The sequence below is a fragment of the Aquabacterium sp. A08 genome, from assembly GCF_011742065.1.
Map to the genome: position 1 here is coordinate 20,114 of NZ_JAAQQT010000634.1, position 23,680 is coordinate 43,793.

The 23,680-nt window shown below is 67.0% G+C and carries 23 protein-coding genes; 13 read left to right on the top strand and 10 right to left on the bottom strand.

What is annotated here, in order from left to right; translation table 11 throughout:
• Positions 1-8 precede the first annotated feature (8 nt).
• The 3 genes from HA630_RS13120 to HA630_RS13130 are packed head-to-tail and all read left to right on the top strand — an operon-like array spanning position 9 to position 2,589.
• Complete coding sequence (locus tag HA630_RS13120; protein ID WP_166835246.1) at positions 9-848, top strand: CheR family methyltransferase; 840 nt, start codon at positions 9-11, stop codon at positions 846-848.
• Positions 849-853: 5 nt separating this feature from the next.
• Positions 854-1,480, top strand: a complete 627-nt coding sequence (cheD, locus tag HA630_RS13125; RefSeq protein WP_166835248.1) for a chemoreceptor glutamine deamidase CheD — start codon at positions 854-856, stop codon at positions 1,478-1,480.
• 17 nt (positions 1,481-1,497) lie between these two features.
• Positions 1,498-2,589, top strand: a complete 1,092-nt coding sequence (locus tag HA630_RS13130) for a chemotaxis response regulator protein-glutamate methylesterase (RefSeq protein WP_166835250.1) — start codon at positions 1,498-1,500, stop codon at positions 2,587-2,589.
• A gap of 6 nt (positions 2,590-2,595) precedes the next feature.
• Here HA630_RS13130 and HA630_RS13135 read toward each other — a convergent pair whose 3' ends face one another.
• A complete protein-coding gene (locus HA630_RS13135; RefSeq protein WP_166835252.1) occupies positions 2,596-3,366 on the bottom strand; it encodes a hypothetical protein in 771 nt (256 codons plus the stop codon).
• 155 nt (positions 3,367-3,521) lie between these two features.
• Here HA630_RS13135 and HA630_RS13140 point away from each other — a divergent pair, with 155 nt between their 5' ends.
• From HA630_RS13140 to HA630_RS13175, 8 genes are all read left to right on the top strand, one after another.
• Positions 3,522-4,457 (top strand): branched-chain amino acid transaminase, encoded by a 936-nt coding sequence (locus HA630_RS13140; RefSeq protein WP_166835253.1) that lies wholly within the window; start codon positions 3,522-3,524, stop codon positions 4,455-4,457.
• Positions 4,458-4,462: 5 nt separating this feature from the next.
• Positions 4,463-4,675 (top strand): zinc-finger domain-containing protein, encoded by a 213-nt coding sequence (locus tag HA630_RS13145; protein ID WP_166835255.1) that lies wholly within the window; start codon positions 4,463-4,465, stop codon positions 4,673-4,675.
• A gap of 7 nt (positions 4,676-4,682) precedes the next feature.
• The gene (locus HA630_RS13150) at positions 4,683-5,576 is read left to right on the top strand and encodes a glycosyltransferase family 2 protein (protein ID WP_371809249.1); all 894 of its coding nucleotides are present in this window, start codon (positions 4,683-4,685) and stop codon (positions 5,574-5,576) included.
• Positions 5,569-6,369, top strand: a complete 801-nt coding sequence (locus HA630_RS13155; protein WP_166835284.1) for a glycosyltransferase family 2 protein — start codon at positions 5,569-5,571, stop codon at positions 6,367-6,369. Before HA630_RS13150 ends, HA630_RS13155 begins: the two co-directional genes overlap by 8 nt.
• A gap of 1 nt (position 6,370) precedes the next feature.
• Positions 6,371-7,105, top strand: coding sequence for a hypothetical protein (locus tag HA630_RS13160; RefSeq protein ID WP_166835286.1), 735 nt, complete (start codon positions 6,371-6,373; stop codon positions 7,103-7,105).
• Entirely contained in the window at positions 7,065-7,466 is a 402-nt protein-coding gene (locus HA630_RS13165; protein ID WP_166835288.1) for a polysaccharide pyruvyl transferase family protein, read from the top strand. The genes HA630_RS13160 and HA630_RS13165 overlap by 41 nt, the downstream gene beginning before the upstream one ends.
• A complete protein-coding gene (locus HA630_RS13170) occupies positions 7,463-8,143 on the top strand; it encodes an FkbM family methyltransferase (protein ID WP_166835290.1) in 681 nt (226 codons plus the stop codon). Before HA630_RS13165 ends, HA630_RS13170 begins: the two co-directional genes overlap by 4 nt.
• A gap of 208 nt (positions 8,144-8,351) precedes the next feature.
• Positions 8,352-9,518 (top strand): ATP-binding protein, encoded by a 1,167-nt coding sequence (locus HA630_RS13175; RefSeq protein WP_166835292.1) that lies wholly within the window; start codon positions 8,352-8,354, stop codon positions 9,516-9,518.
• 3 nt (positions 9,519-9,521) lie between these two features.
• On the opposite strand, the gene HA630_RS13180 is transcribed toward HA630_RS13175, so the two are convergent.
• From HA630_RS13180 to argB, 9 genes are all read right to left on the bottom strand, one after another.
• A complete protein-coding gene (locus HA630_RS13180) occupies positions 9,522-10,016 on the bottom strand; it encodes a thioesterase family protein (protein ID WP_166835294.1) in 495 nt (164 codons plus the stop codon).
• Positions 10,013-10,777, bottom strand: coding sequence for an enoyl-CoA hydratase (locus tag HA630_RS13185; protein ID WP_166835261.1), 765 nt, complete (start codon positions 10,775-10,777; stop codon positions 10,013-10,015). Before HA630_RS13185 ends, HA630_RS13180 begins: the two co-directional genes overlap by 4 nt.
• Before the next feature lie 5 nt (positions 10,778-10,782).
• Positions 10,783-11,604: an acyl-CoA thioesterase II gene (locus HA630_RS13190; RefSeq protein WP_166835282.1), complete on the bottom strand. Its 822-nt coding sequence runs from the start codon at positions 11,602-11,604 to the stop codon at positions 10,783-10,785.
• Positions 11,605-11,719: 115 nt separating this feature from the next.
• Complete coding sequence (locus tag HA630_RS13195) at positions 11,720-12,955, bottom strand: acetyl-CoA C-acyltransferase (protein ID WP_166835263.1); 1,236 nt, start codon at positions 12,953-12,955, stop codon at positions 11,720-11,722.
• Between the two features lie 14 nt (positions 12,956-12,969).
• Entirely contained in the window at positions 12,970-15,372 is a 2,403-nt protein-coding gene (locus tag HA630_RS13200; protein ID WP_166835265.1) for a 3-hydroxyacyl-CoA dehydrogenase/enoyl-CoA hydratase family protein, read from the bottom strand.
• Between the two features lie 34 nt (positions 15,373-15,406).
• Positions 15,407-17,203 (bottom strand): acyl-CoA dehydrogenase C-terminal domain-containing protein, encoded by a 1,797-nt coding sequence (locus HA630_RS13205; protein ID WP_166835267.1) that lies wholly within the window; start codon positions 17,201-17,203, stop codon positions 15,407-15,409.
• A gap of 41 nt (positions 17,204-17,244) precedes the next feature.
• Positions 17,245-17,877, bottom strand: a complete 633-nt coding sequence (locus HA630_RS13210) for a TetR/AcrR family transcriptional regulator (RefSeq protein ID WP_166835269.1) — start codon at positions 17,875-17,877, stop codon at positions 17,245-17,247.
• Between the two features lie 93 nt (positions 17,878-17,970).
• On the bottom strand, positions 17,971-18,534 hold the full coding sequence (gene slmA / locus HA630_RS13215; protein ID WP_166835271.1) for a nucleoid occlusion factor SlmA: 564 nt from the start codon (positions 18,532-18,534) through the stop codon (positions 17,971-17,973).
• A gap of 7 nt (positions 18,535-18,541) precedes the next feature.
• On the bottom strand, positions 18,542-19,453 hold the full coding sequence (gene argB, locus HA630_RS13220; protein WP_166835273.1) for an acetylglutamate kinase: 912 nt from the start codon (positions 19,451-19,453) through the stop codon (positions 18,542-18,544).
• A 129-nt stretch (positions 19,454-19,582) separates the two neighbouring features.
• Between argB and HA630_RS13225 the strand changes: the two genes are divergently transcribed.
• A complete protein-coding gene (locus tag HA630_RS13225; protein ID WP_166835275.1) occupies positions 19,583-21,166 on the top strand; it encodes a CYTH and CHAD domain-containing protein in 1,584 nt (527 codons plus the stop codon).
• Positions 21,163-23,680, top strand: a 2,518-nt coding sequence (locus tag HA630_RS13230; protein WP_166835277.1) for an HAD-IC family P-type ATPase, incomplete at its 3' end; no start/stop codon positions are given. The genes HA630_RS13225 and HA630_RS13230, both read left to right, overlap by 4 nt.

Below are 23,680 nucleotides of genomic sequence, written 5' to 3' on the forward strand. Positions count from 1 at the left end.
CCCCGCCCATGGCCGTTGACGACGACAGCGCGCTGCAGAGCCGGGAGTTCGCCTGGACCCCGGCCGACTTCACCCGCATCCAGCAGCTGATCTACCGGCACGCCGGCATCAGCCTGCACGATGGCAAGCAGGCCATGGTGTACAGCCGCATCGCGCGGCGGCTGCGCGACACCGGGCACGGCAGCTTCCGCAACTACCTGGACTGGCTGGAACAGCACGGCAGCGCCGACGAGTGGCAGGAATTCGTCAACGCGCTGACCACCAACCTCACCTCCTTCTTCCGCGAAAATCACCACTTCGTGGAGCTGGCGCGGCTGCTCAAGGAAGGCGGCGCCGGCCACGAATGGAAGGTCTGGTGCAGCGCCGCCTCCACCGGGGAGGAGCCGTACTCCATCGCCATCACCCTGGCCGACGCGTTGGGCCTCAACGGCCGCTTCCGCATCTGGGCCAGCGACATCGACACCAAGGTGCTGCAGACCGCCTCGCGCGGGGTGTACAAGCTGGACGGCCTGAAAAACGTCAGCCCGGACCAACTGCGCAAATACTTCCTCAAAGGCACCGGCCACAACAGCGGCCTGGCCCGGGTGCGGCCCGAGCTGCAAAAGCACATCCAGTTCTTCAACCTCAACCTGATCGAGGACAGCTGGGCGCTGCGCGAGGAGTTTGACGTGGTGTTCTGCCGCAACGTCATGATCTATTTCGACAACACCACGCAGCGGCAGGTGCTGGCGCGCATCCACCGGCTGATGAAGCCCAAGGGCACGCTGTTCGTGGGGCACGCCGAAAACTTCAGCGATGCACGCTCCTTGTTCGCGCTGCGTGGTAAAACCGTTTACGAAAAAGTCTGAACCGTATGCACCGCAGCACCGCGCACCTGCAAACCCTCAAGTCCCGGCCGCGCAAGCCGGGGGAGGCGTCGTTCTTTTTCCACGACCAGCACTTCAAGTACAACGCGGCCAAGGTGTTGCCGGGCGAATATTTCGTGTCCAACGAGGACGTGGTCATCATGACCGTGCTGGGCTCGTGCATCGCCGCCTGCATCTGGGACTCGCGCCTGCGCATCGGCGGCATGAACCACTTCATGCTGCCCGAAGGCGGCGCCGACACCTCGGGCCGCTACGGTTCCTACGCCATGGAACTGCTGATCAACGAACTGGTGAAAATGGGTTCCTCGCGCGAGTACATGCAGGCCAAGGTGTTCGGTGGCGGCGCGGTCATTGCCGGTTTCACCAGCATGAACGTGGGCGAACGCAACACCAAATTCGTGCTCGACTACCTGGCCACCGAACGCATTCCGGTGGTTTCCAAAGACGTGATGGACATCTACCCGCGCAAGGTGGTGTTTTTCCCGGTCACCGGCAAGGCCATGGTCAAACGCCTGGCCCACGCCCACCCCGAAACGCTCGAATCCCAGGAACGCCAGGGCGTGGCCACCCGCGTGGTGCAGTCCACCGCCGGCGGCTCGGTCGACCTGTTCTGACCCCATTCAGGCGCGGCATGCAGAAAATCACAGTGGTGGTGGTGGACGACTCGGCGCTCGTGCGCAGCCTGCTCACCGAAATCATCAACCAGCAGCCGGACATGGCGTGCATCGGCGCGGCCAACGACCCGCTGCAGGCGCGCGAGATGATCCGCGAACTCAACCCCGACGTCATCACCCTGGACGTGGAAATGCCCAAAATGGACGGGCTGGAATTCCTGTCGCGGCTGATGCGGCTGCGCCCGATGCCGGTGGTCATGGTGTCCACCCTGACCGAGCAGGGCGCCGACACCACGCTGCGCGCGCTGGAAATGGGCGCGGTGGACTTTGTGGCCAAACCGCGCGTGGGCGTCTCGGCCGGGCTGCGCGAGCTGGGGCAGGAGATTGTGGAGAAAATCCGCATCGCCAGCCAGGCGCGGGTGAGCCGCCACGTGGCCCCGCCCGCCCCGCCGACGCCACCCCGCGCGGACGGTGGCGCCGCCGCGCCGCCGCGCCCGGCCACCCGGCTGCTGTCCACCGAAAAAATGATCTGCATCGGCGCCTCCACCGGCGGCACCGAAGCGATCAAGGAAATCCTGGTGGAGCTGCCGGCCGACGCGCCGGCCATCGTCATCACCCAGCACATGCCGGCCGGCTTCACCAGCAGCTTTGCCGCGCGGCTGGACTCGCTGTGCAAAATCCGCGTGGCCGAGGCCCAGCACGGCCAGCGCCTGCTGCCGGGCCACGCCTACATCGCGCCGGGCGGCACCCAATTCCACATCGAACGCAGCGGCGCCAACTACGTGGCGGTGGTGGACGACGGCCCGCCGGTCAACCGCCACAAGCCCTCGGTGGAGGTGCTGTTCAAGTCGTGCGCCCGGGTGCTGGGCCCCAACGCGGTGGGCGTGATGCTGACCGGCATGGGCGGCGACGGCGCGGCCGCGATGCGCGAGATGCGCGACGCCGGCAGCTACAACATCGTGCAGGACGAAGCCAGCTGCGTGGTGTTTGGCATGCCCAAAATGGCCATCCAGCACGGCGCGGCACACGAGGTGCTGCCGCTGCGGCAGATCGCGCGCGCAATCATGGAACGGGTCAACAGCGCCGGTGGCGTGCGCCACCGCATCTGAAGCCGCTCAGACGCGCTGGTTGACGTTGGCCCCCGGCGCCGGGAAGTCGCCGCTGCCGGTGCGCACGTAGTTTTCGGTGGCCTCCAGCGCGCGTTCGCTGGGCATAGGCGGTTGCGGCGCCAGCACCTCGGCCCGGGCGGCGGCGGCGGCGCGGGCGTCGTCGCCAATCAGCACGTCCACCGCGGCGCGGCTGGCCTTCCACATGTTGGGCAGCAGTTCGTTGATCTGGGTGTCCATCGCCTCCTGCGCTGGGCTTTTCACCTCGCGCGGGAATTCGCCCTTGAAGCGCTGCTGCTCGGCCCGCGCCTGGGCGGCGCGCTCGGCTTCGGCCTGGCGGGCCTGGGCCTGCGTCTGGGCGTTGGGGGCGGCGGCCGGGTTGGCTTCGTCCGCTTCGGGGGCCGCGGCCGTGGCGTCCTGGGCCGCGCCGTCGGCGGCGTTGCTGGGCGCAGGCGCAGCGGCCCGCGACGCCTGCGCCACAGCACCGGCCGTGGCCTGGGCCGCAGCCGGCACCTGGCCCACCTTGTCGGGCGCGGCGGCGTTGTTGCGCACTTCCACGGTGGCGGTCTGGCCGGTGGGGTTCACCGGCGGCAGGGCCGGCGGGGCGTACACCGCCGCGGCACGCCCGCCATCGCCCCCGCCCTGCGACACGACCACGGACACACCCGCGTTCTCGGGCGAGACCGCGTTGCTGGGCTTGACCGGCACCACCGGCTGCGCCTTGGCAACGGGGGCCTGTGGCGGCACGGGTGAGACGGCGACAGAAGAAATGGTCAACATGGCGAACTCCTCGGCGAAGCATCCAGATTGCACGGGATTTCCGCTTTCCCTCGTTCTATCGGACCTCCTGAAGCAAACTTTAGGGTCCGCATCCAAAAAATTCAAGCCACGCCACGCCGTAAAATGCGTGGATAAGCAACCTACCGAGGCAAGCAATGTCCGTGATCCCCTCCATGTCCGACCGCGACGGCAAAATCTGGATGGATGGCCAGATGGTCGATTGGCGCGACGCCAAAATCCACGTCCTGACGCACACGCTGCACTACGGCTGCGGCGCCTTCGAGGGGGTGCGGGCCTACAACACCGTCAACGGTCCGGCCATTTTCCGCCTGGAAGAACACACCCAGCGCCTGTTCAACAGTGCCAAAATTTTGCGCATGAAGATCCCGTTCACCCAGGAAGAGGTGAACGAAGCGCAAAAAGCCGTCATCCGTGAAAACCAGCTGGAAAGCGGTTACCTGCGCCCGCTGACCTGGATCGGTGACAAGAAGCTGGGCGTCAGCCCCAAGGGCAACACCATCCACCTGATGGTCGCTGCCTGGGCCTGGGGCGCCTACCTGGGCGAAGAAGGCATGAAGCGCGGCATCCGCGTCAAGACCAGCAGCTACACCCGCCACCACGTCAACATCACCATGACGCAGGCCAAGGCGGTGAGCAACTACACCAACAGCATTTTGGCCAACATGGAAGCCACCGACGAGGGCTACGACGAGGCCCTGCTGCTCGACAGCGCCGGCTTCGTGAGCGAAGGCGCGGGCGAAAACATTTTCGTCATCAAGAACGGCGTGATCTACACCCCCGACCTGTCGGCCGGCGCGCTCAACGGCATCACCCGCAACACGGTGTTCCACATCGCCAAAGACCTGGGCCTGGACATCGTGCAAAAGCGCATCACCCGCGACGAGGTGTACATTGCCGACGAAGCCTTCTTCACCGGCACCGCCGCCGAGGTGACGCCGATCCGCGAGTTGGACCGCATCGAGATCGGTGCGGGCAGCCGCGGGCCGATCACCGAACAGGTGCAAACCGCGTTCTTTGACATCGTCAACGGCCGCAACCCGAAATACGCCCATTGGCTGACCAAAGTGTGATTGCCATGAGCCAAGTCCCTTCTGCTATCGAACTGGCCGCCAAAGACCTGAACGCCCACGGCGGCGTGTTCTGCCCCAGCCCCCTGGCCGACATGAAGCTGTGGAACAGCCACCCCAAGGTGTACCTGGACGTGGCCAAGACCGGCGAGGCCCGCTGCCCCTACTGCGGCACCGTGTACCGCCTGAAGGCGGGCGAGGTGGTGGCCCACGGGCACTGAGCCCACCGTGAGCCTCGTCAACCCCGTCAGCGCCGAGGTGCGCGCCGCGCTGGAGCGCGTCACCGTGGTGGTGGTCACGTTCAACAGCGCCCACTGCCTGCCCGACCTGGGCCGCGCGCTGGCCGCCTGCCCCCAGGTGGTGGTGGTGGACAACGGCAGCGACGACGGCTGCGCTTCCCTGACACCGCAGCACCTGCCGCAAGCCCAGGTGCTGGCCCTGCCCCAGAACCTGGGGTTTGGTGCCGCCAACAACCGCGCCCTGGCACAGGTGCGCACCCCGTTTGCCCTGCTGCTCAACCCCGACTGCGAACTGGCGCCCGAGGCCTTGGCCGCCCTGGTGGCCGCCGCCGACGCCGACCCCCAGGCCGCCGTGCTGGCCCCGCAGCTGACCAACGCCCAGGGCCGGCCCGACGTGAACTACCGCTGGCCCCACCTGCACTGGGCCAGCCGTGGCCCCGCCGCCGACGGCCCCGCCTGCGTGGGTTTTGTGTGCGGCGCCGCCATGCTGTGCCGCCTGTCGGCCTTTGAAGGCGTGGGTTTTTTCGACGAACGCTTCTTCCTGTACTACGAAGACGACGACCTGTGCCTGCGCCTGTTCCAGGCCCGGCGCCCCATGGTGGTGGTGCCCAACGTGACGGCGGTGCACCGCTCGCGCGGCTCGGTGCGAGGCAACAGCCCCTGGCGCAGCGAATACTTGCGCGGCTACCACCACGCGCAATCCAAACTCATCTTCACGGCCAAGCACCAGACGGTGGCCCGGGCCCAGCGCCAGCGCCGCCGCCTGGTGGGCACCACCCTGCTCGGGCTGCCGCTGCGCCTTTTGCTCATTTCGCCCCGGCTGGCGGCCCGCATGGTTGGGCGGCTGCGCGGGGCCCTGGACTGGACCCCGCCCCATGGCTGACGCCCCCGCCCCCCGCCCCACCCTGTGCATCGGGGTGCTGACGCTGAACGAACAAAAACGCATCGCCCAGTGCCTGCGCAGCGCCGCCTTTGCCGACCAGATGGTGGTGGTGGACAGCGGCAGCACCGACGACACCTGCCGCCTGGCCCGCGAAGCGGGCGCCGAGGTGCATGTGTACGACCAGTGGGAAGGCTTTGCCGTGCAGCGCAACCGGCTGCTGACGCATTGCCGCTGCGATTACCTGTTCTACCTGGACGCGGACGAAGAAATCACCCCCGCGCTGCAGGCCGAAATTGAAGCGGCCGTGGCCAGCGGCCAGGATTGCAAGTGGGAGGTGCTGTGGAACCAGGTGGCCTATGGACGGCCCCTGACCCACATGAAGTCCACCGGCGGGGTGGAACGCATGTTCCGCACCGCCTCGCTGGAGCGCTACGAAGGCCTGGTGCACGAACAGGCCATCATGCGCGGCGGCGACCGCCCAGTGCGCAAGTTCAAACACCGGCTGCTGCACTACTCGCGCGAAAGCATCCATGGCAGCCTGCTCAAGCTGGCGCAATACGCCCAGCTGGGCGCGGCCAAACGCGCCAAGGCCGGCAAACGTGGCGGCATTTGGCGCGGGTTTGCGTCGGCGTTTGCCAACTTCACGCGGCTTTACCTCCTCAACCGTGGCTTTATGTGCGGGCCACAGGGGTTTTTGTTCTGCTTCTTCATTGCGCTGGAATGCTTCTTCCGGTACGTGTACCTGGAGTACGACAAGGCTGGCCTTTATAACAATTCCAAGCGGGGTGGTTGATATGAACAAAAAAGTGGCTGTTATTTGCGCTTACAACCCCAGGAACTGCGGAATGTACTCTGTGGACCTGGCCGCCCATCAATTCCTCACTGGGCTGGGCCTAGAGCCCACCCTTTTTCAAGCTCAATACAAACATCGTCCTTTCGCCATCCACAGGATCAAGCACGAGATTTACCACAGCACGGCACAACTGGATGATTTTCCTGTCGTTTTGTTTTGGGGAGACTTTATCAACAATCCGACGTATGGCGCCAACGATTTTGCACACAGGGAGGCCTACTGGGGTCGAGAAAAATCCCTGGATAAGTCGTATGAAAAATGGAAAAACTTGTTTTTATTGAATAACCACAACAGACACCAGAAAGTATTTTCCATATCCAACAACTTCCAAACACTCAACAGCATCGCATCGCAGTTTGACGCCGAGGAACTGGCGTCCGTCAGAGCGCTGTACGCTAAAAACTTTGATCATTTTTTCCCAAGAGACACGCTCTCAACGGTGTTGTTGAAAAATTTTATCCCCGATCAAGCTTCAAAAATCACAACTGGTGTTGACTCTGCATTTTTACTAAATCAAATGAAACTCTACCCAGAGCTTTCAAAGACACAAAAATCGGGCACCTTCGCGCACCTACTCACAAGATCAAACTATAAAAATACAGAGTCGTTTATAAAAAATATCCGACTCAACGCGCTTGAAGCCACGCCCAATCAGCAACTGGCTAAAAACCAATAGATTTCATCCTGACCATACCTACAAAGCTGCGCTCAAGACACTTCGAAGCGCCGAATTCGTTATTACAGACACCTATCATTTAGCCATTAATGCCATCAACCTTGGCATACCTACAATTGGCATCGGTCTTTATCAAACGGAGCAAGTCAATACCTGTGCAGACTTCAAGAAAAAGGTACTTTTTGAAGACCTTGGGATAGCCAATTTTTACATTGAAACCCAAACAAGCGACATCAAGGAGTCCTTAGATCGCATACTATCGAATAGCAAATCAGTCAAGAACTACAACCTCGCAACAGCAGAAAACAAAAAAGAAATCTACGCAAAACAACTGACTGACACTCTGACTTTACCGAGATGAATGCCCATATCCGAAAATTAAAAACAATCTTCAGCGGAGCGACCCGCCTCCACTTCTCCCAATACGGCGAAGACGTTCTGCTCCACAAGCGCTTCCGCAAACCCAGCACCGAACACTTTTATGTCGATGTCGGGGCTCACCACCCCTACCACCTGTCCAACACCGCCTACCTGTGGACGCTGGGCTGGAGCGGCGTGAACGTGGATGCGAGCCCGGCGGTGATTGCGGCCTTCAACGCATCGCGCCCGCAAGACTTGAACCTGCAGGCGGCAGTGGTCAGCGAAGAGGCCGCCTCCACGTCGGCCAGCATCACCTTTTACAGCAGCAAAGACATCGACAACTGCGCCACCTGCGACCCCGATGTGGCGCGGGAGCGGGGGCTGACGCAAACCACCACCGTGCCGTGCACGTCGCTCACCGCCATCGTGGAACAGGCGCACGCCCGTTTTCCGGGCCGTTTTGGTTTTCTGAACATCGACATCGAGGGGCTGGACGACCAGGTGATCCAGAACATCGAAGCCTGGCCCCAGAAGCCGCAAATTGTGATGGTGGAGATTTACGGCTCCACCATCCCCGATGTACTGGGGACCCGCACCTACAAGCTGCTGACCGACGCCGGTTATGGGTTCACAGAGCGGCTGGGCCACACGGCGGTGTTTGAATTGCTCGGCACATGAGTCCCGTCAGCCTGTTACCCGTTCCGCTTCTGATGGCCTGGGCCTTTGTGGTGGTGGGTCCATTCAAACAGGTGGCCGTGGCCTTTTTCTCGTTCCGCTGGGTGGAGGCCCCGATGATGGCCAAGACCGATGCCTGGACTGCTGGGTTGCGCAAACTGGTTCGTAGGCCCTAGAATTTGCAAATACAAGTTTTAACTTTCGATTTGCAATGATCCCTCGCGCCGCCGCTTCCACTGCCTTGCGACTGGCGCAGGGGTTCCCGATACTGGCGCTGACCGGACCTCGCCAATCAGGCAAAACCACCCTGGCCAGAGCGGTGTTCCCCGAGAAACCTTATGTTTCCCTGGAGAACCCGGACGAAAGGGAGTTTGCGACAACGGACCCCAAGCGCTTTTTGGCCCGATTTGGGCAAGGAGCCATTCTGGACGAAGTTCAGCGTTGCCCGCAGTTGCTGTCGTGGCTACAGGCCTTGGTGGACGATCGGCGCAAGATGGGCGACTTCATCCTGACGGGATCGGCACAACTGGACTTGGTGGAGGGCATCACGCAGTCTCTGGCGGGGCGTGTGGCCAGAATTGAACTCCTACCCTTGAGTGCCCAGGAATTGCAACAGGCCGGACTCCTGCCTGACTCACTGGAACGTGCGCTGTTGCTGGGTGGCTACCCGGCACTGTACGACCGCCCGGTCACACCCCACGACTGGTTGGCCAACTACGTGGCCACTTACGTGGAACGCGATGTGCGACAACTCGTTGCGGTGCGCGACCTGGCGCTGTTCCAGACGTTTGTAAAAATGTGTGCGGCACGCACGGGTCAGTTGCTCAACCTGGCCGCGCTTGGGGCGGACTGCGGCATCAGCGCCGTGACGGCAAGACAATGGTTGAGCGTGCTGGAAACCTGTTACATCGTCACCCTGCTGCGCCCACACCACCGCAACTTTGGCAAGCGCTTGGTCAAGGCACCCAAGCTGTACTTCCTGGACGCCGGCTTGGCCGCTTGGTTGATGGGGGTGCGCGATGCCCAGGCCTTGCAAACCCACGCGGCGCGCGGTGCCTTGTTTGAAACCTGGGTGGTGTCCGAACTCTACAAACAGCGTTTGAACCAAGGCCAGCCGCTGGATCTCTGGTTTTGGCGGGACAGCGCAGGGACAGAGGTGGATGTGCTGATCGAACACCCCACGGGGCTGCAGCCCATCGAAATCAAATCGGGCAGCACTTGGGCCAGCGATTGGGCAGACAATTTGCGCAAATGGCAGCGGTACGCAGATGTTGAATGCCCGCACCCAACGGTCGTTTATGGCGGAACCGAAAGCCAGGAACGGCAGGACCACCGCCTCTGCAGTTGGAGAGACGTGGCCCAATGTGCCCAAGCTTAGGCATCAAGACACGATGTAGGCCCCCGCCCCGGTGGACAACAACTTGCCGTCGGCCCCATAAAACCCCATGCGGGTGGACGCCACGCGCGACCCCAGCCGCAGCACCTCGGCGCGCAGCTCGAACCACTCGCCAATGCCGGGGCGCAGGTAGTCGATGCGCAGGTCGATGGTGCCCAGCTTGCCGAAGCGGTGCAGCCGCTGTTCCGGCGTTTCGTCCATGTGGCGCGCGCCGATGGCGGCCATGGCCGCCAGGCCGCCCATGGCGTCGAGCCCGGCGCTGATGACGCCGCCATGCACCCGGTTGTAGGCAAAGTGGCCCACCAGCTGGGGGCGCATGTCGATGCGGGCCGTGACCTGCTCGGGCGCGATGGCGGTGATCTTCAGCCCCAGCACGGTGTTGAAGACGATTTTTTCCTCGAAGATCTGGCGCACGCCCTCGATGAACTCGGGCTCAAACACCACCGGCGCGGCGGGGGGGTGGACGATGGGTTTGCTCATACCTGCGAAAAATCCGGTTGGCGCTTTTGCAGAAAGGCCGAAAACGCCTCTTTGGCGGCGGGTTCGCGCAGCATGCGGCCGAACACGTCACCCTCTTCGGCCATGGTCTGCAGCACCAGGGCCTGCTGGCCTTTTTTCATGAGGCGTTTGGTTTCCACCAGGCTGCTCAGGGGTTTGGCGGCCAGCTTGCGCGCCACGGCCTGGGCGTAGCCGTTGGCTTCGCTGGGCGGCAGCACCTTGTTCACCAGGCCCACTTCCAGCGCGGCTTCGGCGTAGAAGGCGTCGCCCAGCAGCAGGGCTTCGGCGGCGCGGTGGTAGCCGAACATTTGCGGCGCCAGCAGGCTGGACGCGCCTTCGGCGCACAGCCCCAGGTTGACGAAGGGCATGGAGAAGGCGGCGTTGTCGCCGGCATACACCAGGTCGCAGTGGAACAGCAGGGTGGTGCCGATGCCCACGGCCGGGCCGCAGACAGCAGCCACCAGCGGTTTGGGGAAGCTGGCGATGTTGCGCAGGAAGCGGAACACCGGGGTGTTCTGGTCGGCCGGCGGGGCGTTGAGGAAGTCGCCCACGTCGTTGCCGGCGCTGAAGATGGCCTCGTCGCCCTGCAGCACCACCACGCGCACGCTGGCGTCGGCCTGGGCCTGTTCCAGCGCGTCGGCCAGGGTGGCGTACATGGCGGCGGTCAGGGAATTCTTGCGCGCCAGGCGGTTGAAGGTCAGCGTCATCACGCCGCCGTCGACGTGGCTCAGGATGTCGGACATGGGGTTCACTCCTTGAAATAGACGATCTGGTGGGTGGTGGCCAGCAGGTGGCCGGCGGGGTTCCAGAGTTCGGCGCTTTGGTCGAAATAGCCGTTGAAAAACGATTGTGCCCGCGCCTGGCCGAGCAGGTGCCCGGTGCCGGTGGCGGCCAGTTCGGCGCGGCTGGCGTGGAAGTACACGGTCATGGACACGGTGCCGATGGGCGTCATCAGCGCCCGGCGGCGCCAGACGCGCGGGAAGAAGGCGTCGGCACAGGCGGTCAGGCTGCAGAAGTCCAGCGGGCGGGGCGGCTCGTCGCGCAGCCAGAGCCGGGTCAGGCTGTCGGCTTCGCTGCCGTCCCAGTGCTGGGGCAGGCTGCCTTCGCACAAGCGGAAGTCGTAGCGCTGTATCCACGGAATGGGCCCGCCCCAGGGGGTGGGGGCGACAGCGTCGGGCGGCGGCAGCTGGGGCATCACGGCGTCCGTCGCGCTCCAGGTGTCGCGGCGCACGGCGGTGACGGCGCTGCCGGTCAGCACCACCTGGTCGGCGCCGTGGGCGTCGGGCTGCAGCATGCGCAGCGTCCAGTGCTGGGTGGAGCGGTTGGTGCGGGCCGGGGTGGCTTCCAGCCGGAACGGGGTGGCCGGGTCCACCGCCGCGGCGAAGTTGACGGTGAGCGTGACGGGCTCGCCCAGCCGGTCCGGGTGTTGCAGCACGGCGTTGAGCGCCTGCGCTGCGGTGACGCCGCCGAACGGCCCCACCATGTTCTGGTAGCCGGGGTGGGCCCGGCCCTGCCAGCACCGGGTGCCCGGCGCGGGCGCGCCGGCCGTGGGCTGTGGCTGCAGCGCCATGGCCTCGTCAAACGGGTGCGCGCCGCCGCTGGAGGGAGCTGTGGTCAATCGGGTCTCCTGTTGTTCTGGTGTGGGGGCGGCAAAAGGGGCTGCCTTGGCAGCCCCTGCGGGTGGGTCAGACGCGTTCGAAAATGCCCGCCGCGCCCTGCCCCATGCCCACGCACATGGTCACCATGCCGTAACGCCGATTGTGGCGGCGCAGCGCGTGCACCACTGTCGCGGAACGGATAGCGCCGGTGGCGCCCAGCGGGTGGCCCAGGGCGATGGCGCCACCGTTGGGGTTGACCTTGGCCGGGTCCAGGCCGAGCTGGTGCATCACCGCCAGCGACTGTGCGGCGAAAGCCTCGTTCAGCTCGATCCAGTCCAGGTCGTTCTGCGACAGGCCGCCGGCTTTCAACGCGGCCGGGATGGCCTCGATCGGCCCGATGCCCATGATGTGCGGCGGCACGCCGCGTGACGCATAGCTGACGAAACGCGCCAGCGGCGTGAGGCCGAAGCGCTTCACCGCCGCTTCGCTGGCCAGAATCAGGGCACCGGCGCCGTCCGACGTTTGCGAGCTGTTGCCGGCGGTCACGCTGCCCAGGCCGGTGGGCGTGCCGTCGGCCCGGCGCGGTATGGCAAAGGCCGGCTTGAGCTTGGCCAGCCCTTCCAGCGAGGTGTCGGGGCGCGCGCCTTCGTCCAGGCTGACGGTGCGCTGGCTGATGCGCACTTCGCCGCTGGCCAGGTCCAGCTCGCGCTGGGTGACGTCCACCGGGGTGATTTCGTCGGCGAATTCGCCGGCAGCCTGCGCGGCCAGGGCGCGCTGGTGCGACTGCAGGGCGAAGGCGTCCTGCGCGTCGCGGCTCACCCGCCACTGCTGGGCCACTTTTTCGGCGGTCAAGCCCATGCCGTAGGCGATGCCGTAGTCGTCCACGTTGGCGGTGTTGGCAAAAATGCTGGGCGACAGGCTGGGCGCGTTGCCCATCATGGGCACCAGGCTCATGCTTTCCACGCCGGCGGCGATCATCACGTCGGCCTCGCCCACGCGGATGCGGTCGGCGGCCATCTGCACCGCGCTCAGGCCCGAGGCGCAGAAGCGGTTGACGGTGATGCCGCCCACGCTCTGGGGCAGGCCGGCCAGCACCGCGCCCACACGGGCCACGTTCAGGCCCTGCTGGGCTTCGGGGATGGCACAGCCACAGATCACGTCTTCGATGGCCGCCGGGTCCAGCCCCGGGGCCTGGGCCACGGCCGCGCGCAGCACGTGGGCCAGCAGGTCGTCGGGCCGGGTGTGCTTGAAATAGCCCCTGTGCGACTTGCCGATGGGGGTGCGGGTGGCCGCGACGATGTAGGCGTCTTGAAGGTGTTTCATGTCGGTGCTCCGCATCAGTTACGCAGGGGTTTGCCGGTGGACAGCATGCCCAGAATGCGCGCTTGCGTCTTGGGGTGGACGATCAGGCTGCAGAAGGCCTGGCGCTCCAGTTGCATCAGGTATTCCTCGCTCACCAGGGTGCCGGCTTCCACGTCACCGCCGGTCAGCACGTGGGCGATCAGGCCGGCGATGTGGAAATCGTGCTCGCTGATGTAGCCGCCGTCGCGCATGTTCACCAACGAGCCCAGGATGGTGGCCTTGACCGAGCGTCCCCCCACCGGGAACAGGCGTTTCAGCGGCGGGCGGTAGCCGGCGTTGGCCATGGCCTTGGCTTCGGCAATGGCCACGTAGAGCAACTCGTCCTTGTGCGGCACCACGCGGTCGCTGTCCAGCAGGTAGCCGATCTTGCGGCTTTCCAGCGCGCTGGTGCCCACGGTGGCCATGGCGGCGGCCTTGAAGCCTTCGCTCAGGAAGGGCAGCAGGTCGGTGCCGGTGCTGGCTTGGGCGTTCTCCGCCGCACGGCGGGCGATGTAGGTCAGGCCGCCGGCGCCGGGCACCAGGCCCACGCCCACTTCCACCAGGCCGATGTAGCTTTCCAGGTGCGCCACGCGGCGGGCGCAGTGCACCGCCAGTTCGCAGCCACCGCCCAGCGCCATGCCACGCACGGCGGCCACGGTGGGCACCTGGGCGTAGCGCAGCTTCAGCATCACCCGCTGCATTTCGGCTTCCACGTCCTCAATGGCCGCCACGCCGGCGGCGATGAAGGCGGGCATCACGGCCTGCAGGTCGGCGCCCACGCTGAAGGGCTCGTCGCCCGACCACACCACCAGGCCCTGGTAGCTGGCTTCGGCCAGGTCCACGGCGCGGCCCAGGCCCTCGGTCACGCCGGGGCCGATCGCATGCATCTTGCTCTTGATGCTGGCGATCAGCACTTCGTTGTCGAGCGTCCAGAGGCGGATGTCGGCGTCCTCATGGACAGTTTTGCCAGCGGTTTGGAACACCGGCGCGGCCTCGCCCAGCACCGGTTCGCGGAAGATTTGGCGCTGGTACACGGGCAACTGGCGCTTGGGGTCAAAGCTGCCTTTGGACGGGTTCCACGAACCTTCGGGCTGGTGCACGCCGCCGCGCTCGGCCACCGGGCCGTGGAATACCCAGTCGGGCAGCGGCGCACTGCACAGCGTTTTACCGGCGTCGATGTCCTCCTGGATCATCTGCGCCACGGCCAGCCAACCGGCCTCTTGCCACAGCTCGAACGGGCCTTGCTGCATGCCGTAGCCCCAGCGCATGGCCTGGTCCAGGTCGCGCGCGTTGTCGGCAATACCGGCCAGGTGCACCGCGGCGTAGTGGAAGCCGTTGCGCAGAATCGCCCACAGAAACTGGCCTTGCGGGCCTTCGGCGTGGCGCAGCAGCTTCAGGCGCTCGGCGGCGGGCTTTTTCAGCATGCGGCCGTACACCTCGTCGGCTTTTTGCCCGGCGGGGATGTAGTCCTTGCTCTCCAGCTCAAAACGGAAGGTCTCGCGGCCCACACGCTTGAAGAAACCGGCCTTGGTTTTCTGGCCCAGGTTCCCCATCTTCAGCAGCGTCTGCAACACGGTGGGCGTGGCAAAGCTGCCGTAGAACGGGTCGCTCTGCGCGTTCAGGGCGGTCTGCATGGTCTTGATGACGTGGGCCATCGTGTCCAGGCCCACCACGTCGGCGGTGCGGAAGGTGCCGCTGCTGGCGCGGCCCAGGCGCTTGCCGGTCAGGTCGTCCACCACGTCGTAGCTCAGGCCCAGGCGCTCGGCCTCGTGCAGGGTGGACAGCATGCCGGCGATGCCGATGCGGTTGGCGATGAAGTTGGGCGTGTCCTTGGCGCGCACCACGTTCTTGCCCAGGCCGGTGGTCACGAAGGCTTCCAACTGGTCCAGCACAGGCGGCTGGGTGGCCGGGGTGGCGATCAGTTCCACCAGCGGCATGTAGCGCGGCGGGTTGAAAAAGTGGATGCCGCAAAAGCGCGGGCGCAGGGCTTCGGGCAGCGCCTCGCCCAAGGCGCCGATCGACAGGCCCGAGGTGTTGGACGCCAGAATCGCGCCTTCGGCCACGAACGGGGCGATCTTGGCGTACAGGTCGCGCTTCCAGTCCAGGCGTTCCGCAATGGCTTCGATGATCAGGTCGCAACCGCGCAGCAGTTCCGAGTGCTCTTCGTAGTTGGCGGGCCGGATCAAGTCGGCGTCGCTGGCCACGCCCAAGGGGCTGGGCTTGAGTTTTTTCAGGTTAGTAATGGCCCGGGTAGCGATGCCGTTTTTGTCGGCCGATGTCGAGTCGGGCAGGTCGAACAAGATGACGGGCACCTGGCAGTTGACGAGGTGCGCCGCGATCTGCGCCCCCATCACGCCGGCACCCAGCACGGCGACTTGTTTCACGGTGAAACGGGACATGGTGTTTCCTTGTGTCGGGGCAGCCGTGCGGGGCTCAGGCCAGGGCGGCGTCGGTGTCCATCAGCACGCGGCTGCCGGCGCGGGCAGTGCGCATCAGCGTGGCGGTTTCCGGGAACAGCTTGGCGAAGTAGAAGCGCGCGGTCTGCAGCTTGGCGGTGTAGAAGGGGTCGGTGCTGCCGGCAGCGATCTGCTTCAACGCCACCGACGCCATGCGCGCGAAGAAGTACCCAAACACCAGGTGACCGGCCACGCGCAGGTAGTCCACCGCTGCGGCACCCACCTCGTCCGGGTTCTGGAAGCCCTTGAAGCCGATTTCGGTGGTGAACTTGGTCATCTGCTCGCCCAACCCGGCCAGCGGGTTGATGAACTCGGCCATCTTCTCGTTCACGCCCTCTTCTTCCACCAGGCGGCCAATCAGCTTGGCGAACTTCTTCAGGCTGGCGCCGTTGTTGCCCAGCACCTTGCGGCCCAGCAAATCGAGCGACTGCACGGTGTTCGTGCCTTCGTAAATCATGTTGATGCGGGCGTCGCGCACGAACTGCTCCATGCCCCATTCCTTGATGAAGCCGTGGCCGCCGTACACCTGCTGGCACATCACCGCGGCGTTGAAGCCGTTGTCGGTCAGGAAGGCCTTGACGATGGGGGTGAGCAGCGCCAGCAGTTCGGCGCTGTCGGCGCGCACCTTTTCATCGGGGTGGTGCAGCTCTTTGTCCAGCAGCACGGCGCTGTAGCACAGCAGGGCGCGGCCGCCTTCGGCGTAGGCCTTGGCGGTCAGCAGCATCTTGCGCACGTCGGGGTGGACGATGATGGGATCGGCCTCTTTGTCCTTGGCCTTGGTGCCGGTCAGGGAACGCATTTGCAGCCGGTCTTTGGCGTAGGCCAGCGCGTTCTGGAAGGCCACCTCGGTCAGGCCCAGGCTCTGGTTGCCCACGCCCAGGCGGGCGGCGTTCATCATCACGAACATGGCCTGCAGGCCCTTGTGCGGCTGGCCCACCAGGGTGCCCACGGCGCCGTCCAGCACCATTTGCGCGGTGGCGTTGCCGTGGATGCCCATTTTGTGCTCCAGGCCGCCGCAGTGAATGCCGTTGCGCCCGCCCAGCGAGCCGTCGGCGTTGACGTGGAACTTGGGCACCAGGAACAGGCTGATGCCTTTGCTGCCCTTGGGCGCGTCGGGCAAGCGGGCCAGCACCAGGTGCACGATGTTGGCGGCCATGTCGTGCTCGCCGGCGGAAATGAAAATCTTCTGGCCGGTGATGCGGTAACTGCCGTCGGCCTGCGGTTCGGCCTTGGTGCGCAGCAGGCCCAGGTCGGTGCCGCAGTGGGGCTCGGTCAGGCACATGGTGCCGGTCCACTCGCCGCTGGTCAGCTTGGGCAGGTACAGGGCTTTTTGCTCGGGCGAACCGTGGGCGTGCAGGCATTCGTAGGCGCCGTGGCTCAGGCCGGGGTACATGGTCCAGGCCTGGTTGGCGCTGTTGAGCATTTCGTAAAAGCACTGGTTCACCACGAACGGCAGGCCCTGGCCACCGTATTCGGGGTCGCAGCTCAGCGCCGGCCAGCCGCCGTCCACATAGGTCTGGTAAGCGGCCTTGAAGCCGCTGGGGGTGCGCACCTCGTGGGTGGTTTTGTCCAGCACACAGCCCTCGGCGTCGCCGCTGATGTTCAGCGGAAACGCCACCCCGGCGGCGAACTTGCCGCCTTCTTCCAGCACGGCGTTGATGGTGTCGGCGTCGATCTCGGCGTGCGGCGGGCACACCTTCAGTTCGTCGGTCACGTTCAGCACTTCGTGCAGCACGAATTGCATGTCGCGCAGGGGCGGGGTGTAGCTGGGCATGGCGGTCTCCTGGGATGGGTGTGGGTCGGGGAAAAAACGGGTCAGGGCAGGTTGCGGGCGACGATGTTGTCGAAGCCCTGGCGGGCGCGGGCCAGGCCCTTGGGGTTGCGCAGGAAGCGGGCCTCGTAGTGCAGGGCCAGGATCAGGCCGTGGATCTCGAACGCGAGCTGCCCGGGGTCGGCCTGGGCCTGCAGGTGGCCTTCGGCAATCGCCAGTTCCACCGCCCGGTGCATGGCCGACTGCCAGGTGTTCATGGTGGCCACCAGCGCGTCGTGCACCGGGCCGGGGCGGTCGTCGAACTCCACCGCGCCGCTGATGTAGATGCAGCCCGAGTCGATCTCCAGCGAGGTCTGGCGCATCCAGTTGTCGAACAGGGCGCGCAGGCGCGGCAGGCCGCGCGGCTCTTGCAGCGCGGGGGTGAACACCTCGGCCTCGAAGCGGCGGTGGTACTCGTGCACCACCGATATCTGCAGTTCCTCGCGCGAGCCGAAGTGGGCGAACACGCCGGACTTGCTCATCTGCGTGATTTCGGCAATGGCGCCGATGCTCAAGCCCTCCAGCCCGACCTGGGCGGCCAGGGCCAGGGCCGCGTCCACAATGGCGGCCTTGGTCTGCTGGCCTTTGTGCAGGGCTTTCTGGCTGCGGGCGGTGCGGGGGGCGGTGGCGGCGGTCATGGCATCCAAAATAAAACGAACGGTCGTACTATTTTAGAGGCAAAGCCGGGCGCGTCAACCCGCGCGGCCCCGGGGTAAACCCGGGGGTGGCCGTCAGGCCGTCAGCATCACCCGCAGGCAGTCGGCCAGGTGTTCGGTGGGAGGGCGCTGGAAGCCGCTGCGCGCGTAGCGCTGCAGGCGCCCGGTCACAAAGGCCACCAGCACCGCGCCCAGCGCCACCGCGTCGGGGTGGCCGGCCTCGCGCAGGCGCAGCTTCAGCGCGCTTTCCAGCTTGTCGAACAGCAGGGCCACGCGCGCGGTCAGGCGCTCGTGCTCGCCCACCAGCGCATCGCCGGCCATCACCCGGGCCATGCCGGGGTTTTTCTCGGCGAACTGCAGCACCATCGTCACCACCAGCGGCACCTGCGCCAGCGGCTGCGGCTGGCGCGCCTCGATCTGCTGGATCAGGCCAAACACGCTTTGCTCGACGAAGTCGATCAGCCCCTCGAACATCTGCGCCTTGCTGGCGAAGTGGCGGTACAGCGCCGCCTCGCTCACGCCCAGGCGCGTGGCCAATGCGGCGGTGGTCACCCGCTCGCCCCCGGGGGTCTGCAGCATGTCGGCCAGGGCCTGCAAAATCTGCAGGCGGCGTTCGCCGGGCGCGGGGCGGGTGGCCATGGCGCGGTCAGTGCGAACGGATCATGGTGCCGAAGGCCTGGTCGCTCAGGATCTCCAGCAGCATGGCGTGGGGCACCCGGCCGTCGATGATGTGCACCGCGTTCACCCCGCTCTTGGCCGCGTCCAGTGCGCCGGCAATTTTCGGGATCATGCCGCCGCTGATGGTGCCGTCGGCCACCAGTTCGTCGATGCGCTTCATGGTCAGCGACGGCAGCAGCTGGCCGTCCTTGTCCAGCACGCCGGGGATGTTGGTCAGCATCAGCAGTTTTTCGGCCTGCAGCACCGTGGCCAGCTTGGCCGCCACCACGTCGGCGTTGATGTTGTAGCTCTCGTTGTGCTCGCCAAACCCAATGGGGCTGACCACCGGAATGAACTGGTCCTCCTGCAGCGCCTTGACCACGCTGGGGTCGATGCCGACGATGTCGCCCACCTGGCCCACGTCGTGTTCCTTGCTCGGGTCTTTCTGGTCCACCATGCGCAGCTTGCGGGCGTGGATCATGGCGCCGTCGCGGCCGGTCAGGCCCACCGCCTTGCCACCGGCGCGGTTGATCAGGCCGACGATGTCCTGCTGCACCTCGCCGGCCAGCACCCACTCCACCACCTCCATGGTTTCGGGGTCGGTCACGCGCATGCCCTGGATGAACTCGCCCTGCTTGCCCAGGCGCTTGAGCAGCCCTTCAATTTGCGGGCCGCCGCCGTGCACCACCACCGGATTGATGCCCACGAGTTTGAGCAGCACCACGTCCTCGGCAAAGGCCTGCTGCAGTTCCGGGTCGGTCATGGCGTTGCCGCCGTACTTGATGACCATGGTCTTGCCGTGGAACTTGCGGATGTAGGGCAGCGCCTGGGCCAGGATTTCGGCGCGGTCGCGCGGCTGGATGTGCGAGGTGTCGCGGGTGGGGTGCGGGGTGTGGCTCATGGTCGGCAGTTCGGGTTGGGCGGCGGGGCCGCGTCAGCCAGCCATTTTGCCGGAAACCCGTGGCGCTTCCGTGCGGCGCGTCACCCGGCCAGGGTGGCGAAAACCCGCAGACTGTGTAAGCTAAGCCCCATGCTCACGCCCCAGGAAATCGAACTCAAGCTGCTGGTGCCCGGCCTGTCGCCCGACGAGGCCTTGCAACGCCTGCGCCGCGCCCCCAGCCTGCGCCGGCGCCGCCCGCAACAGCAGCTGCTGCTCAACCGCTATTTCGACACCCCCGACCTGGCCCTGCAGCGCCAGCGCTGCGCGCTGCGCCTGCGCCACATCGGCACGCCGGGCGACGCCGGCCCGGGCAGCTGGGTCCAGACGCTCAAGACCGCGGGCACCTCGCACGGCGGCCTGAGCCAGCGCGGCGAATGGGAAAGCCCGGTGGCCCAGGGCCGGCTCGACCCGGCCGCCCTGCACGGCACCGCCTGGGACGCGCTGGACCCGCACGGCACCCTGCTGGCCACCCTGCAGCCCCGCTTCGAGACCCATTGCCTGCGCACCACCTGGCGCGTGCGCAGGCGCAACGGCACCGACATCGAGGTGGCGCTGGACGCCGGCAGCGTGCGCGCCGGCGACCGCACCACGCCCCTGCTGGAGCTGGAACTGGAACTGCTGAGCGGGCCACGCGCCGCGCTGTTTGCCCTGGCGCAGGAGCTGGCCCAGCACCTGCCCCTGCTGCCCAGCGACGTGAGCAAGGCCCAGCGCGGCCACGCCCTGGCCAGCGGCGCTGTGCACCCGGTGGCCAAGGCCCAGCCTGTGCCCCTGAAAAAACGCCTGCCCCCCCAGGCCCTGGCGCGCCCGGTGCTGGCCGAAATCCTGCAGCAGTTCACCCGCAACCTGGAGGGCCTGCTGCACCGCGACGAGCCCGAGCTCGTCCACCAGGCGCGGGTGGCGTGGCGGCGCTGGCGCAGCGTCACCCGGCTGCTTCGCCCCTGGCTGCCCGCCGCGCCCGACACCACCGCGCTGCGCCCCCTGCTGGACGCCCTGGGCCAGTTGCGCGACCTGGACGTGGCCCGCCACGACACCCTGCCCGCCTGGGCCACGGCCTACCTGAGCCCCCCGCCCGGCCTGCCCGACACCGCCCACCCCGCCCGCGCCCGCCAGGCCGACTGGGACGCCGCCCTGCACGCCCTGACCGACGCCGGCCACACCGCCCGCGCCCAGGTGCGCCAGCGGCTGGCCACGCCCGGCGCGGGCGGCGCCCTGCTGGCCCTGACGGCCTGGCTGCACGGCCTGGGCGCCCCCATCGACCCCGCCCCAGCGACCCCCACGCCGCACGGCGACTGGGCCACGCGCCGGCTGGCGCGCTGGCACCGCCGCATGGAACAGCTGGTGGCCGCCGCCCACACCCAACCCGCCCTGCTGCACGACGCCCGCCTGCTGGCCAAACGCCTGCGCTACGCCAGCGAGGCCATCGCCGCCACCCTGCCCGCCGCCGAGGCCCGCCGCACCCGGCGCTGGACGCGGCGCGCCAGCGGCTGGCAGCTGCGCATCGGCCAGCAGCGCGACCTGTGGCAGGCGGCGCACCTGCTGGGCCACCTGCCACCGACGAGCGACGCCACGGCGGCCCCGGTCAGCCCAGAACTGGTGGGCTTTTTCCGCGGCCTGGCCGCCGCCCTCACCCCGGCCGGCACCCCTCTCCAGCCCGCCCCGCCCTGCGCCGGATGACACCCGCCGCCCCCACCCCGCCCGCCCGCCCGGCGCCCGCCTGGCATGCGCTCACCAGCGCCCAGGCACTGGAGGCCCTGCACGCCAGTGCCCACGGCCTGGGCCAGGCCGAGGCCGAACAGCGCCTGCGCCAGCACGGCCCCAACCGCCTGGCCACCGTGGCCCCGCCGCCGCTGTGGCGGCGCATCGCCGCGCAGTTCCACAACCTGCTCATCTACGTGCTGCTGGCGGCGGCGCTCACCACCGCCTTCATGGCGCATTGGGTGGACGCGGCGGTCATCCTCGCGGTGGTGCTGCTCAACGTCGGCATTGGCGTGCTGCAAGAAGGCAAGGCCGAAAAGGCGCTGGAGGCCATCCGCCACCTGCTGGCGCCGCACGCCCGCGTCTGGCGCGACGGCCGCGCCCATGACGTGGACGCCGCCGCCCTGGTGCCCGGCGACGTGGTTGCTCTGGCCTCGGGCGACAGCCTGCCCGCCGACGTGCGCTGGCTGCAGACGCACAACCTGCGGGTGGACGAAGCCGCGCTCACCGGCGAATCGGTGCCGGTGGAAAAAGCCCCCCACCCCGTGGCGCCCGACGCCGCCCTGGGCGACCGCCTGGGCATGGGCTACGCCGGCACGCTGGTCACCCAGGGCCAAGGCACCGCCGTGGTGGTGGCCACCGGCGCACAAACCGAAATGGGCCGCATCGGCAAGCTGCTGGCCACGGTGGAACAAACCACCACCCCGCTGGTGCGGCAAATGGCCGCACTGGGCCGCACCCTCACCTTCGCGGTGCTGGGCGCCGCCGCCGCGCTGTTCGCCTACGGTGTGCTGGTGCGCGGCATGGCCGTGGCCGACGTGTTCATGACCGCCGTCGGCCTGGCCGTGGCCGCCATCCCCGAAGGGCTGCCCGCCATCATGTCCATCACCCTGGCCATCGGGGTGCAGCGCATGGCGCGCCGCCACGCGGTGGTGCGGCGCTTGCCGGCGGTGGAAACGCTGGGCGCGGTCACCGTCATCTGTTCCGACAAAACCGGCACCCTCACCCGCAACGAAATGACGGTGCAGCAGGTGGTGCTGGCCGACCAGACCATCGCCGTCGAAGGCGCCGGCTACGCCCCGCTGGGCACGCTGCAGCGGCAGGGCCACACGCTGCAGCCGGCCGAGCTGTTCCGCGAAGCCCCCGCCCTGCTGGCCCTGGCCGAAGCCGCCGCGCTGTGCAACGACGCCGCCCTGCACCGCCAGGGCGACCTGTGGCACCTGGCCGGCGACCCCACCGAAGGCGCCCTGCTCACCCTGGCCATGAAGGCCGGCATCGCCCCCAGCGAACTGGCGCAGGAGCGCCCGCGTCTGGGCGTGGTGCCGTTCGAGTCCGAACACCGCTACATGGCCACCGCCCACCCCAACGGCGACCCCGGCCAATGGACGGTCTGGGTCAAGGGCGCACCCGAACGCCTGCTGGACATGTGCCACCGGCAACTGCAAACCAACGGCGAATCCGCACCGCTGGACCACGCCCACTGGCTCGCCGCCATCGAAGCCCAGGCCCGCGCCGGCCGCCGGGTGCTGGCGCTGGCCCGCACCACCGTGGCCGCTGGCCAGCGGCTGGACCACGCCCACGTCGCCCAAGGCCTCACCCTGCTGGGGCTGGTCGGCATCATCGACCCGCCGCGCCAGGAAGCCATCCAGGCGGTGGCCCAGTGCCGCGCCGCCGGCATCCGGGTCAAGATGATCACGGGCGACCACGCCGTCACCGCCAGCGCCATTGCTGGGCAATTGGGCATGGGCGGCGGTTTGCGCGCCCTCACCGGGCCGGACATTGAGGCGCTGGACGACGCCGCCCTGCAAGACGCGGTGCAGTCGGTGGACGTGTTCGCCCGCGCCAGCCCCGAACACAAGCTGCGGCTGGTGCGCGCCCTGCAGGCCCGCGGCGAGGTGGTGGCCATGACCGGCGACGGCGTCAACGATGCCCCCGCGCTCAAGCAGGCCGACGTGGGCGTGGCCATGGGCCGCAAGGGCACCGAAGCGGCCAAACAGGCCGGCGCCATCGTGCTGGCCGACGACAACTTCGCCTCCATCGCCCACGCGGTGGAGGAAGGCCGCACGGTGTACGACAACCTGCGCAAAACCGTCACTTTCCTGCTGCCCATCAACGGCGGCGAATCCCTGTCGCTGCTGGTGGCGGTGCTGCTGGGGCTGGCGCTGCCCATCGCGCCGGCGCAAATTTTGTGGGTCAACATGGTCAGCTCCATCGCCCTGGCCATGGTGCTGGCCTTCGAGCCCACCGAACGCGACGTCATGCGCCGCGCCCCCCGCCCACCGGGCGAACCCATGCTCAGCGGCTTTGTGGTGTGGCGGGTGCTGCTGGTGTCGGGCCTGTTCACCGCTGGCATTTTTGGCGCCTACCAGTGGTCGCTGGCCCAGGGGCACGCGGTGGAACACGCCCGCACCCTGGCCGTCAACACCCTGGTGGCGATGGAGGTGTTTTACCTGTTCAGCGTGCGCTACCTCAAAAACCCGTCGTTCCACTGGC